Below are 14241 nucleotides of genomic sequence, written 5' to 3' on the forward strand. Positions count from 1 at the left end.
AGAGAGAATCATATAGCAGCTGGGGCAAGTAAACTGGCAGAAACTTTTTACAGCTCGAAGACTTCAAGGTGATTATGAATCCCAATCCATAAATGATTCTATATTTAAATCCGTTTCTTCTTCGACAGGTTTTTTTGTAAGCATTCGAGTTTTATGACAATGATAGTTGTCTTTGAATGTTTTTAGGGCGTCTTCCAGGTTCACAAAAGTGTAACCATTTTGTTTGTATAAATTAATAATATCAGGCAGGACATAGGCATTGAGTAAGTTAGCATGGATTAAGAGGATTTGAGCCTGGTCTGGATTGTGGTGATATTGTGTATGTTCTTCAGCTTTTAAAGTTTGTTGCCATATAAAGTCAAGATAAAATGGCTTCAATTCATCCAGGTAAGCTCGCCTTCCCAGTTCAGGGACAGATAATAAGCGTTGATTAAAGACAAAATCTTTGCTGTCAATAGTAATCGGAGCAACACGATAGTGATGTTTTTCAAGATAGCAGAGGATTTTATTTTTTTTATTTCCAGAGCTCATTGCCAAATAGGGATAGCGAAAATACTTGGGTTCAGTAAGGACAGGCGTTAAAAGAGAGTCTGCTTCTTTAATTTCCTGGATATATTCTTTTGCTTTAAGTTTGTTTAAATTCGCATGAGAGAAGGTATGATTGCCCAGTCCGAAACCTGCATCACGGAATTTATGGAGTATTTCCCAATTATCAGGCCTTACTTCTTTGGCAATGATAAAACCTGTTGCTGGCACTTTTTCATCTTTCATCGTATTCATCATCATATTCAGATGAAAGTTTCGGTATTCACCAACAAAGGGCAAATCATCAATAGTGATTGCTATGGCTTTTTTTTGAGCAAATACGTTGTTAAATCCTATCAGGAAAAATATTGAGAACAGTAGTAAATATCTCGTAACAGTCTTGATTTTCATGCGAAATTTAATATGTGTAAGGTCAATTGAGAAAAATATTGTCACTATTGTAACAAAAATTACGATGAATAGCTTATATTTAAGAATTTATTAAAATAAGAAATACAAATAAACAGCCTTGTTTTAAGAGTAAGGCTGTTTATGATAGAGAAGCGATGTTAATTTTTCAAATTAACTATACTGTCAGTTTACCACTTTCTTCCGCAGTATTTTGATCTTTTAAGTCATCCTCTTCGTCTTCCTCGGAAGTGGTTGGTGCCTTTTTAAACCAGCTACCTACATATCCAGTGACTGAACTCGCAATGGAATAACCCTCTTTTTTAGGTTTTAATGCTTCCAGCTCTTCTCTACGTTTGGTGACACAAGCTTCAATGGCATCAGTTCGACATGTTTTAATCATGTTTTGTATTAACGTCAAGACAGAAACCAATTGGAACCCAGCGATGTCTGAAAACATGTTGTTTTCTCGAATGGCTTCCTTGGTGATTTTTTTATTTGACTGTTCAGGACGTTCAATGACCATATGACGAATAAACTTATTGGCAGCAGCAATCAGTACTTCCTTGTCTTCACAACAATCTGCGTTGGCATGAAGTATCGTACTTAAACCAGTATGAATCACAGTAGCACTGATTTTATCGTTGCTTAATGGATCTTTTCCATACTCCTGGGCTATTTGGCCACGAACGATATACATTGCTCCAGCAAGAATTGCCATTTTCTCAGACGACTCAAGAGATTGGCCAGGGATCTTGTCCAGTTGTTCTGCCATCGTTTGTAAGAACTTCAGTTGTGCAGAGCGGGCTTGACTTAAAGCAGAAATTTTAGCCACGTTCTTATCAGAAAGTTCATCAAGAATTAATTGATGAAGAGCGCCTTTCATCTCATCCCATGATTTGAATTGCTCAACAATGGATGGGTCAATTTGTTTTTCCACATGGAAGCTATTCGCATTGGCTTTGGTTTTTCCATCAGAGGTTAATTTTGCCAAAGCACTATTTTCTACTGCTTCTTCTTGCTCATAACTCAATTTGGCTAAAGAGTATATCTTTTTTAATGAAAGGACTTGCAGGAAATGTTCCTTTTTTAAGCCTTTACGAGAATCGTTGTTTTCATAAATGAAATTTAAGAATTTGTTTAATCCTCTGTAAAACATAATGTTTTGTTCGGACGTTGGTATATTTTCATCAGTAATACCCATTCCATCCATTAAGCGAGTAAACAGTAAGCTGTTTTCTTTCTTTTCCATCACCCGCAGGTTATTTTCAACGTCTTTACAAACAAGCAGCATAGCGCCATAAAACACATGGACATAGCTGGACAATGAACGTGGTTTCAGTTCATCAATTTTTGCTTCCAATTGATTGAGAACAGCAGTCAGAAATTGAAGCTCTTCTTTTCTGGGGTTGGGAAGGTCTTCAATTTTGTCCTTTTTTTCGCGTTGAAGGATGATTTTAACGGTGTCGTTAAAATGACTTTTTAGTACATCAAATTCCTTTAAAACAAACGTCATGTTAGTCTCCAAAAATCCAAGTAAGATTAATGTAAGAAATACTTACAGTGGCCAGTGTAAACTAAACTTAAGCTGACGTCATGTATTTTCATTATACAATTTAAAAATATATAATAACCTTTCAAATTGGACGTGAAGGTCTATCAAAGGGGAAGGGTAGCTTAGGAAATAATTGGTTTTATGGAATTTATTCCTGGGAGCATTATATCTAAGGTAACCAGTGGCACACTCCAATTCTCCACTGAATGGTACTCGGATTTAGTGATTTAGATAACAGAGGTATATTTTGAGTTTCCAAATAGAAAAAGAAATCCAGCAAAAGTTCTTTAATTACACCTTGTTTGTATTGGTTTTTCTGCTGATATGTCGATTGGTTGCCAATTATTTTTTTCCTTTGTTTGATACGACCGAATCCCGCTACGCTGAAATTGCACGCAAAATGTTGGAAACAGGGAACTGGGTGACTTTGCAGGAGGATTATGGCGTTCCATTTTGGGCTAAACCGCCTTTATCCACCTGGCTGTCTGCTTTTTGTATGCAACTATTAGGTGTCAATGAATTTGCAGTCCGCTTGCCGGGTCTTTTACTGTCTATTGGTGTTTTATGGTTGATTTGGGGGCTGGCAAAAAAACAGAGTGGCTCAATGGCTGCCCTCTTGTCCTTATTAATACTGGCAGGGTCGCTTTATTTTTTCCTTGATGCAGGGACAGTGATGACTGATCCAGCATTACTTTTTTGTATCACGCTTGCCAGCGTCTCTTTTTGGCATGCGATGGTTTATGAAAACAAAATCTGGTCTTATGCATTTTTCGCAGGATTGGGCCTGGGTTTATTAGCAAAAGGGCCAATTGCTGTGGTATTGGTCGGAATGACTGTATTTTTCTGGGTTCTGCTACGTAATGATTGGATTAATCTATGGCAGAGATTCCCATGGATTAAAGGGACATTTATTCTTTTGTTAATTGCTATGCCCTGGTATGTTCTGTCTGAATTACGAACTCCGGGATTTTTAAATTACTTTATCTTGGGAGAGCATTTTCATCGATTTTTAACACCTGGCTGGTCTGGTGATAAATACGGGATAGTACATCATGTACCAAAAGGAACGATATGGTTATATGCTATAGCCGGTATCTTTCCGTGGAATATTATAGCAGGCAGATGGCTGGTGACACATGGAAAAAAACTACCCTCTCTATGCCAAAGTAAAGACGGATGGTTAAGTTATTTAATTCTTTGGATGATCACGCCACTTCTTTTTTTCACTTTTGCCAGCAATATTATATACCCCTATGTGTTTCCTTCTCTACCCGCATTTGCTTTGTTTTTTGCGGAAATTCTCAATCGTTTGAATTTGAGTCTGGAAAATTTGAAATGGGTATTAATTGCATCATTACTCTGTGGAGTTCTATTTTTGGCAGGAGCTTTTGTGCTTGGTGTAAAACCAGATCTGGTACCTAATACGCATAAACCAATTATTACTACTTGGTTAAATGAGAGGCCAACTGCAGGCAGCCATCTGGTTTATTGGGGATACAAGACGGATTTCTCTGCTGAGTTTTACTCGGGTGGTCAAGTGAAATCGGTTAAAAACCCAAGCGAATTATGTCAATTACTCTCTAACCATTTGGAAAACTATTTGGTTATCAATAGCAAAGAAACTCAGCAGATTCCCCGGGAATTAATTGCAAAATTGACACCCATCAACACATTCAGAGTTCATCAGGATACGTTGATATTGTTCTATTCTCCTGTGCTGACTTGTTGAGCAGTGGTTTCTAATTCCATCTCATAGTAAAGTAAAGCAAACGAAGCTGAAAATAATAAGTCTATGGCAAAATTATATTTCTACTATGCGGCTATGAACGCAGGTAAAAGTACCGTCTTACTACAGTCCAGTTATAACTACAGAGAGCGAGGTATGCAAACTCTGTTATTTACCCCAGCCATTGATACACGTTACCAATATGGAACTATCAGTTCACGAATCGGTTTAACTGAGCAGGCTTATGCTTTTAACAATACGGATAATCTCTATGTTTTAACTCAAGAATTTCAACTACAAGCCCAAAAATACTCGTGTGTCCTGATTGACGAGGCTCAATTTTTAACTCGAGAGCAAGTGTATCAATTAACTGAAATAACCGATCAAATGTCTATTCCCGTATTGGCTTATGGCTTGCGTACTGACTTTAGAGGTGAATTATTTCCAGGGAGTCAATTTTTACTCGCATGGGCAGACGAGTTAATTGAATTAAAGACAATCTGTCATTGTGGCCGTAAAGCAATTATGAACATGAGAATTGATGAAAATGGGGAAGCTGTTGTTGAGGGTGAGCAGGTATTAATAGGCGGCAATGAATCCTATGTTGCTACCTGTCGGTTGCATTATAAACGAAGTGAAGCAGGGATGACGTTTCCACGAAATAAATTGTTCAATAAAGATACCAATGTTTTTTAAGTTTTGTTATAATTTGTCGCAATTTTCAGACCTTAAATAAAGGAGAGATGGTGTCGCATTCTGTCGCAGTGGAATCGAGAGCTTTTGTTCCTCGTGGTGACTTTATGGCTTGGGTAGTTTGTCTTTCTGCTGGTCTTTTCTTTTTATACGAGTTTTTTCAACTCAATATTTTTGATGTCATTAATCAGTCGCTTCGAGAAGATTTCCATATAGATGCCACCCAATTAAGCTGGATGTCCAGTACTTATTTATGGGCTGATATCCTTTTTCTTTTACCAGCCGGTCTTATTCTCGATAGATTTTCAACCAGAAAAGTTATTCTGACCGCGATGTTTGTTTGTGTTGTTGGAACCATAGGATTTGCAATTACAGAATCATTTTTTCTCGCCTCGTTTTTCCATTTTCTCTCAGGAATAGGTAATGCCTTCTGTTTTTTATCTTGTGTTGTTCTGGTCTCTCATTGGTTTCCTCCCAGAAGGCAGGCGTTAGTCATTGGTTCATTAGTGACTATGGCCTTTATTGGTGGCATGATGGCACACACGCCTTTTGCGTACTTGAATGATTTGTTTGGCTGGCGGCGCGCATTGTTAATTGATGGGATTGTAGGAGCTTTCTTAATAGTATGGATATACATGATTGTGCGAGACAGACCTGAAGAGTCGCCAGCACATAAGTTAACCAATGAAGGTCAAGTACTATCGAGTTTCATGAAAGCTTTATCCAATAAGCAAAATTGGCTGGCAGGCTTGTATACCTCGCTACTTAATTTACCCATTATGGTTTTGTGCGCCCTATGGGGTGCGAGCTACCTGCAAGTGGCTCATCATTTGTCTGATATTGCGGCTAGCAATGTTGTCAGCCTTATCTTCATGGGTAGCGTTGTCGGTTGCCCATTGGTTGGTTGGTTATCTGATACTCAAGGGCGTCGTAAACCCTTAATGATTTTCGGAGCGATAGCTACTTTAATTACTACTATTCCCCTATTTATCAATGTGGTTCTGACTCAAATGAGTCTCAGTATTCTCTTTTTTGCTTTGGGATTATTTACCAGCACCCAAGTGATTTCTTACCCCTTGGTTGCTGAAAGCAATCAGCCAGAAAATACTGGTGCTGCAACTGGAATCGCCTCTGTCATTATCATGGGTGGGGGCGGCGTTGCTCAAGTTCTGTTTGGCTGGCTTATGACACATCACGCGGGAACAAATGTTACGGCGTATACGGTCAGCGATTTTCAATTTGCCATGTGGATGTTCCCTGTTGCCGCAATCGCAGGACTAGTTGCTGTCCTCATGACTCGTGAAACATACTGCAAGCGATAGAGAGGAGAAATAATGCAGGTAGTGGATGAATTTAAAGGATACGATATCAAAGCATCGTTAATGCCCTGGCTGGTTTGTTTTGCAGCGACCATGTTTTTCTTTTACGAATTTATTCAAGGAAATATGTTTGCTTCCATTGCAGCAAATATTATGCAGGATTTTCATATTCAAGCCGATAAAATGGCTTATTTATCGAGCATCTATTACTTGGCAAATGTCATTTTTTTGTTTATTGCCGGAATGGTTTTGGATCGGTTTTCAATTAAAAACACCATTTTAATTGCTATGTTTCTCTGTGTGGTCAGTACCTTTATCCTTTCTTATTCAGATTCTTTTTACGTGGCTTTATTTTGCAGGTTTGTGACTGGCATAGGGAGCGCATTTTGCTTTTTAGGCCCCGTGCGTTTGGCATCTCATTGGTTTCCACCTCAGCGTATGGCGTTAGTGACTGGCGCTATTGTAACCGTTGCAATGACAGGTGGAATGCTGGCGCAGTATCCTTTAACAAAACTGGTTCTATATGTTGGTTGGCGTCAAGCAGTTCAGGACGTAGGGATATTGGGTCTGGCCATGTTGGTTCTTATGTTTTTTTGGATTAAAGAAAGGCCTCAAGTCGCAGTCAAGAAAGAAGGAAAACCTATCAATGTGCTTGTGGCTGCAAGAAAAGCCTACTTAAATGCTCAAAATCTGCGTGCCGCCTTATACACTAGCCTTATGAACATGGCCATTGCGGTATTTGGTGCTATGATGGGGACTTTATATCTTGAACAGAGATTAGGTATTAGCCCTGACCAGGCAGCTATGATCAACGGTATGTTGTTTTTTGGAGCCATTATAGGTTCACCTTTGATGGGGTGGATATCTGATAAGGTAGGATTGCGTGTGCTGCCCATGAAAGGAGGGGTTCTTGCCTCTTTACTCACTTTGCTAGGGGTACTTTATTTACCTGTTTCAGTAACAATGATGGCTATATTGTTCTTTTTATTAGGATTGTTTACTTCAGCTCAAGTCATCAGCTATGCCTTGGTTGCTGAAAGTAGCCCCCCTATGATGACTGCAACGGCCGTCAGTGTCGTGTCCATATTAACTCAAGGCGGATATCTTATTTATCAAAACCTGTTTAGTACTTTATTGACGAATTATGGTGATGTTCGTTTGATTAATGGTGTGCCAGTCTATTTACTCGAAGCTTATCAGCATGCAGCAATCATTTTACCCATAGGGTTATTGATCGCGTTATTTTTACTATTCGGATTAAAAGAAACTCGTTGCCAACAAGTTGAGCATACAGTATGACCGGGCGAGTTTGTGTATTGGTAATGGATTCCTTTGGAATCGGAGCCAGCCTTGATGCTGCCCGTTATGGAGATGCTGGAGCTAACACCTTGGTTCATATTTATGAAGCCTGTATGCGAGGCGAATGTGATATTAATGGGGTTCGTCAAGGTCCTTTAATGCTTCCAAATCTTGCAGGCAAGGGGCTTTACCATGCAGCCATGGCAAGTTCGGGATTGCCTTTTATTGATTTGGCTACTTTAGCTATTCCCTCTGGATATTATGGATATGCAGTGGAGCAAAGCTTGGGTAAGGATACTCCAAGCGGTCATTGGGAAATGGCTGGAGTGCCTGTGACTTTTGAGTGGGGGTATTTCCCGGATAAACCTAACTGCTTCCCTAAAGAATTAATTTCAGAATTTATTAAGCAGTGCAATTTGCCAGGAGTTTTGGGAGAAAAGCATGCTTCAGGAACCACTATTATAGACGAGTTGGGTGAGGAGCATATTCGTACTGGTAAGCCGATTGTGTACACTTCTGCCGACAGCGTGTTTCAAGTCGCCGCACATGAAGAAGCATTTGGTTTGCAGCGTTTGTATGATATCTGCAAGATAGCTCGAAACTTGGTAGATCAATATCAAATTGGTCGAGTGATTGCTCGTCCCTTTATAGGTAATCCGGGATCATTTAAGAGAACGGGCAATAGAAAAGATTATGCTACTCCTCCTCCGGAAAAGACATTGCTTGACTTTCTAAAGGAAGTTGGCCGGGAAGTGATTGCTATAGGAAAGATTGCAGACATCTATGCGCATCAAGGGGTCACACAAGAAATCAAAGCAGATGGCAATATGGCTTTGTTTGATGCCACTTTATCCGCAATGAAAACAGCACCACAAGGTAGCCTGGTATTTACTAATTTTGTTGATTTTGATTCTTCTTATGGGCATAGGCGTAATGTAGCTGGTTATGCGCATGCATTAGAAGAATTCGATGCGCGACTGCCAGAATTAGATGCTCTATTACAACCTGATGACATGGTTTTTATCGCAGCAGATCACGGATGTGATCCGACTTTCCCAGGATCTGATCATACCCGAGAGCATATCCCAGTATTAGTGTATAGCCCCCAAGTAAATAGCAAATTTATTGGACGCAGAGATAGTTTCTCGGATATCGGTCAGAGTATTGCGGAGCATTTGCAATTATTATCCCCGCTCTCCCATGGCGTTTCTTTTTTGTAAAAACTCATGTTTTTTATATCTACTCCCTTATGGTCGTGGCTCGGATTATCGTTCAAACCGAGCCACGACCATAAGGGAATGGATATGAGATTAATATTTTGAGATATTAAGAACACTTAATTTTTCTCCCAATCCCCATTGATTTTTTACGTATCATCCCCATTTATCTCGTTTCTGCAATGTGATTGAGGATTATATTTTGGAACAATTTCATGGGACAACAATACTTTCAGTACGACGTGGTAATCAGGTGGTCATAGGCGGTGATGGGCAGGTTACTCTTGGCAATACCGTGATGAAAGGTAATGCACGCAAAGTTCGGAGATTGTATAAAGATAAAGTGATTGCTGGTTTTGCAGGAGGTACCGCTGACGCCTTTACTCTTTTCGAACGGTTTGAAGCAAAACTGGAAATGCATCAGGGGCACCTGATTAGAGCAGCTGTTGAATTGGCTAAAGATTGGCGAACGGATAGAATTCTGCGTCGATTAGAAGCAGTGCTGGCAGTAGCAGATAGTAAGGCTTCTTTAATTATTACCGGTAATGGTGATGTGATTGAACCTGAAGAAAGTTTAATTGCAATTGGCTCCGGTGGTCCCTTTGCTCAAGCTGCAGCAAGAGCTCTTATGGAAAACACACAGTTATCTGCCAAGGAGATTGTCCAGAAAGCTTTAACAATCGCTGGTGACATTTGTATTTACACTAACAACAATTTAACCATAGAAGAATTAAATGATGAAGGCAAATAACATGGTCATGACTCCTCGAGAGATAGTACAGGAATTAGATAAGCACATTATTGGTCAAGATGATGCAAAACGTGCCGTAGCGATTGCATTACGAAATCGTTGGCGTCGAATGAAAATCAAAGATCCAGTATTGCGCAATGAGATAATGCCTAAAAATATTTTAATGATAGGCCCTACTGGTGTTGGTAAAACGGAGATTGCAAGACGTTTGGCTAATTTAGCTAAAGCACCATTTATTAAAGTAGAAGCAACCAAATTCACGGAAGTGGGATATGTAGGGCGCGACGTCGATTCGATCATTCGTGATTTAACGGATATCGCAATCAAGCAAGAGCGTGAATTCGCTATGAAAAAAGTGGAGCATTTGGCAGAAGATGCGGCCGAAGAGCGAATCCTGGATGTTTTACTCCCTCCTGCTCGAGGGGCATTAACTCCCAGTGAGAAAAACACCACCGCTCGTCAAGTGTTTCGTAAACAATTGCGGGAAGGTGAGCTCAATGATAATGAAATAGAAATTGAAGTAGCCGCAACACCTGTTGGCATTGAAATTATGGCTCCTCCAGGTATGGAAGAGATGACCAGCCAATTGCAATCCATGTTTCAACAAGTTGGAAGTTATAGAACGAAAACTCGAAAAATGACCGTTGCCAAGGCAATGAAAATTTTGAGAGAGGAAGAAGCAGCAAAATTAATTAACGAAGAAGATATTAAGTTAAAAGCGATTGAAAGTGTTGAGCAAAATGGAATAGTGTTCATTGATGAGCTGGATAAAATCGCCAAACGTTCTGATTCTGTTGGTGGGGGAGATGTATCTCGTGAGGGTGTTCAGCGAGATTTATTGCCCTTGGTCGAAGGAACAACAGTATCGACAAAATACGGTATGGTAAAATCCGATCACATTTTATTCATTGCTTCGGGCGCTTTTCATGTGGCTAAGCCCTCTGATTTAATCGCTGAATTGCAAGGGCGTTTGCCTATACGTGTTGAGTTGTCAGCTCTCTCGGTGGAAGATTTTGTACGAATCCTTACTGAGCCAACTGCCTCTTTGACTTTACAGTATTCTGCATTGATGGAAACCGAAGGGTTAACTCTTACCTTTGATGAAACGGGTATTCGACGTATTGCGGAAGTAGCCTGGCAAGTAAATGAGCGTACGGAAAACATTGGAGCAAGAAGATTATATACTGTTATGGAACGTTTATTGGAAGTGGTGTCATTTGAAGCGACTGATAAAGCTGGTGAAACTGTACATGTCGATAAAACCTACGTAGATAAGAATTTAGGTCAACTAATCGCTGATGAGGATTTGGCTCGATATATTTTGTAAACTAAAACAGTTAAACTGAAATTAAGCATTAAATCTTTTTAACATATCAACTCGTTCTGGGATGATATTTCTTGAAGAAGGAAGTATCTCTCAAACGAGTCTAATTCCCTAATTAAACTATTTAAACATAAAACAAGATACTACGTTTATTATGTTCTGATATCATTATATACATGATGGCTGCTTTTATAAAAAATGTATGAAAACCAAGCGAATTATCCATCCCAATATTGATATTAGAAAATTTCCTGAAGTTACAGCAGACTTTTCCATGACCGATATTAGCATGGGAGATTTGCACGCGAATGCCTTGCTTTTTCTCAATATCCTTGTTCGCCAGGGAATAATTGATATTTCTCCTGAAAACTATGCCAAATTTGCTGAAATTTATACATTGCCAGAGCTTCAGGCAGATTTCTGGGGAACGGAAGCACCTATCTTTGCTGCTGAAAATAAAAAGGAGCGCTTGGAAGAAATCAAGAAACAATACAATGCATTAATTGCGCAAATCAAAATTATTAATACTAAAAAATTGGTTCGCTTAATAGGTGATGAATTAGTCGATCGCGGAGTTTTTGATTATTTCATCTTAAAATTATTACAAGCTTTGCATGATCAAGGCGCTGATTTTGAAATATTACTATCAAATCATGGAATTGAGTTTGTAGAGGCATGTGAACTATTCAAGGAAAATGGAAGCAAATTAGTCGCAAAACGATTGGGAAATATTCAGCATGGTAATTCATTTCATGCTTTGCAAGAAGCGATAGCAGCAGGTGCGATTTCAAATGAAGAAGTATTAAATATTTACCACCAAGTTTACAAAAAACACTTGAAAATCATTTCTTATTCATTGGATCCTGATGCAAATGAAATTAAAGTGTTTAGTCATGCTGGTATCGGTTTAAATCATATTCGAGGGCTTGCCCTAAAATTTAAAGTACCCTATTCAGAAGAGTCGGCTGTTGATTTGGCTAAAACAATTGATGCGATTAACAAAAAATTCGCAGAAAAAGCATCTGTGGGAGAAATTCACACGCTTTATACCCATGATATGATGTATAGAGGTTATGCTGGCGAATATTTAAATGCAACAGATGAAGTGGTTGCCGCAACGGTCTGGGGACGTGAATATGGAGATTTGATTCGAACATCTAAAAAATTTAAAGTCACATTTATTCATGGTCACGATAGTTACGATCCTGAAAAAGTAGAACATGTCACTTTAAATAATCAATTAGGCCAATTCCAAAATAATACAGGTGATTTATATCTGTATGCCACCAATGGCCTGAAAGCGGTTCTAACACAATATTTCAAACCAGATAATAAAGTTCAGAGCTCAAGGGAAAAAAATCAACCAGCTAAACCCAATGATTATGTTGTAAAAATCCACCATACAACACCATCATTTTTTAAAACTACTAATCCCAAGATGACATTCCCGGACAGCTACAAACAAATATGGGATAGTACAAAAGGGCGGTCCAATATCACCAGGATTAAGGCATTACTTAAAGATTATACTAAGGAAGACAGTATCTTTGGCTCGTTCTGGGGGTTAATATTCACATTGCACTGGGGAAGACATCATGTCAAATCCGTGCATCAGATTGCGCAAGCCAGATACAAATCTGTCGAAGCAATTCTCTCTGATTTGAAAGCACTTAAGCCAAGAGAAGGCGGTTCACTGGATAAACGTATTAAGTTTATTGAATCACAAATTATGGCTCAGAGACGTGATAATCCAGGTTCACAATTCAATTTGTAGTAGGTTTTTGTGTTGCCCAATTGCTTAAGTTATCATTCAGGTCTTAGAAGCCACCGATACAGGTTTCACATTGCATTGCAGGGGTATCTTGGCTCCTTTAATTGCCTGAAATCATTACATGAGGTTATTTGAGTACTGTTCCTGTCTTCTTGAATAATTCTTCCAGGTTAATATCCAGGGATTTTTTCAATTCTTCATTATGCCTTTTAAAGGCGGCTCTCCATTGTTCAGCCAGTGACGCTTTTGAATATTGCAGTTCCAGATGAGTTGGCAAGCGATAGGGTAACAATTGAGTTAAATCATAAAGAGTAACGTGATTGAGATCACGACTTAACATGTAATGCCCATCTGCGGTAGCATGGATTAGCTCATGATAAATCAGGGCATTGATCATCTCATCCACGTCCACAGCGAAAGGTTGTTTACTGGCATCCACCAGATCATTAAAGCTTAATCCTTTTCCATGTTGTTGCGCTAACCATAACTGATGCAGCCAAAGCAACGCATGTGAAAAGCCATCAAGGGATTTTCCGCCTCGACGCTGATGATGTACTGAAAAGGCATAACTGATTTCAGCACCTAACAAAGTTATAATCCATACCCAATAAACCCAAATGAAAAATATAGGCACTGTGGCAAATGCCCCATACAACAATTCATAGGTATTGTAGCGTATTAAATAGTAAGCAAATGCGTGCTTGGCTGATTCAAACAAGATAGCGGCAACTAAGCCACCCCAAAAAGCATGGCGGATCTTGACAGGGCAATTAGGGACTACCACGTACAAAAAAGTAAAGCCAATCAGTGAAAGAAAAAATGGGGAGTAGTGAAGAATGGTGTAAGGGGCTCCATGATCTGCCAGTATTGGCATGGAGAATAAGTAAGAGCTTGCTGCCAGACTCAAACCTAATAAAACCGGGGCAAGAGAGATGATAGCCCAATACAGTAAAAAGGCAGAGACACCATGTCGAGATGAACTCACTCTCCAGATTTTATTCATTGCTCGTTCAATAGTGAACATAACCAATAAAGCAGTACAAATTAGAAAAACTATACCCCAAATTGAGAGTTTTGATACCTGGGATGTAAATTGTTGCAAATAGCTTTGCACAATTTTGCCTGTAGCTGGAACGAAATTGTCAAAAATAAAATTCTGTACCGGCTCTGCCAAACCTTTAAATACAGGGAATGAAGAAAAAATCGCCAACCCCACAGACATCAATGGCACAACCGCCAGTAGGCTGGTAAAGGCCAATGCCGAAGCAATATAGGTACAATCGTCTTGTATGAAATGTTGGATAACAAACCGCACAAAGCGATCGCAGGAGTAGAATTTAGTTTTTACTTTATCTTTCCAATTCATGGATTAAATACAAGATTTTTATTGCATAACTATATCGTTTTATGCCTGTTTTTGTATAGACAGGATTTACGTAAAACTCAATCTTTTTGTTAAAAAAGTTTTTAAATCGGTCATATAGTTTGTCTAAACTCTCATGAACAAATCAAATGAATAAAAGGTTATTTATCTAATCATACAATTTAGCAATAACATAATACTTCTTTACAATTTTGTGATCATTCAATTTCTCTATCCAATCCAAGCAAGTCAATGGCATATATCAAAACTGTTAAAACAAAAAAACCTAT

At 39.0% G+C, this 14241-nt stretch carries 11 protein-coding genes; 8 read left to right on the top strand and 3 right to left on the bottom strand.

Features of this window, described 5'->3' with window-relative positions; all coding sequences use genetic code 11:
* Positions 1 to 72 precede the first annotated feature (72 nt).
* Both EL201_RS03300 and EL201_RS03305 read right to left on the bottom strand, forming a co-directional pair.
* A complete protein-coding gene (locus EL201_RS03300; protein WP_027223687.1) occupies positions 73 to 936 on the bottom strand; it encodes a polysaccharide deacetylase family protein in 864 nt (287 codons plus the stop codon).
* A gap of 175 nt (positions 937 to 1111) precedes the next feature.
* Positions 1112 to 2461 (bottom strand): lpg0634 family Dot/Icm T4SS effector, encoded by a 1350-nt coding sequence (locus tag EL201_RS03305; RefSeq protein ID WP_080273326.1) that lies wholly within the window; start codon positions 2459 to 2461, stop codon positions 1112 to 1114.
* Positions 2462 to 2735: 274 nt separating this feature from the next.
* Between EL201_RS03305 and EL201_RS03310 the strand changes: the two genes are divergently transcribed.
* The 8 genes from EL201_RS03310 (at position 2736) to wip (ending at position 12591) form a co-directional block, all read left to right on the top strand.
* The gene (locus EL201_RS03310) at positions 2736 to 4217 is read left to right on the top strand and encodes an ArnT family glycosyltransferase (RefSeq protein ID WP_027223689.1); all 1482 of its coding nucleotides are present in this window, start codon (positions 2736 to 2738) and stop codon (positions 4215 to 4217) included.
* 63 nt (positions 4218 to 4280) lie between these two features.
* Positions 4281 to 4910: a thymidine kinase gene (locus EL201_RS03315; RefSeq protein WP_027223690.1), complete on the top strand. Its 630-nt coding sequence runs from the start codon at positions 4281 to 4283 to the stop codon at positions 4908 to 4910.
* 47 nt (positions 4911 to 4957) lie between these two features.
* Entirely contained in the window at positions 4958 to 6229 is a 1272-nt protein-coding gene (locus EL201_RS03320; protein ID WP_080273327.1) for an MFS transporter, read from the top strand.
* A gap of 12 nt (positions 6230 to 6241) precedes the next feature.
* Positions 6242 to 7525, top strand: coding sequence for an MFS transporter (locus EL201_RS03325; protein WP_027223692.1), 1284 nt, complete (start codon positions 6242 to 6244; stop codon positions 7523 to 7525).
* Positions 7522 to 8745: a phosphopentomutase gene (locus tag EL201_RS03330; RefSeq protein ID WP_027223693.1), complete on the top strand. Its 1224-nt coding sequence runs from the start codon at positions 7522 to 7524 to the stop codon at positions 8743 to 8745. Before EL201_RS03325 ends, EL201_RS03330 begins: the two co-directional genes overlap by 4 nt.
* Positions 8746 to 8944: 199 nt before the next feature.
* Entirely contained in the window at positions 8945 to 9493 is a 549-nt protein-coding gene (gene hslV, locus EL201_RS03335; RefSeq protein WP_010946377.1) for an ATP-dependent protease subunit HslV, read from the top strand.
* A gap of 1 nt (position 9494) precedes the next feature.
* Positions 9495 to 10820 (top strand): ATP-dependent protease ATPase subunit HslU, encoded by a 1326-nt coding sequence (gene hslU / locus EL201_RS03340; RefSeq protein ID WP_027223694.1) that lies wholly within the window; start codon positions 9495 to 9497, stop codon positions 10818 to 10820.
* Between the two features lie 199 nt (positions 10821 to 11019).
* On the top strand, positions 11020 to 12591 hold the full coding sequence (gene wip, locus EL201_RS03345) for a Dot/Icm T4SS effector Wip (RefSeq protein WP_027223695.1): 1572 nt from the start codon (positions 11020 to 11022) through the stop codon (positions 12589 to 12591).
* 124 nt (positions 12592 to 12715) lie between these two features.
* Here the strand turns inward: wip and EL201_RS03350 are convergent, their stop codons facing one another.
* Positions 12716 to 13954 (bottom strand): YihY family inner membrane protein, encoded by a 1239-nt coding sequence (locus EL201_RS03350; RefSeq protein WP_027223696.1) that lies wholly within the window; start codon positions 13952 to 13954, stop codon positions 12716 to 12718.
* Between the last annotated feature and the right edge of the window lie 287 nt (positions 13955 to 14241).

Origin of the sequence: Legionella pneumophila subsp. pascullei, assembly GCF_900637585.1 — a bacterium.
Lineage (GTDB): Bacteria > Pseudomonadota > Gammaproteobacteria > Legionellales > Legionellaceae > Legionella > Legionella pascullei.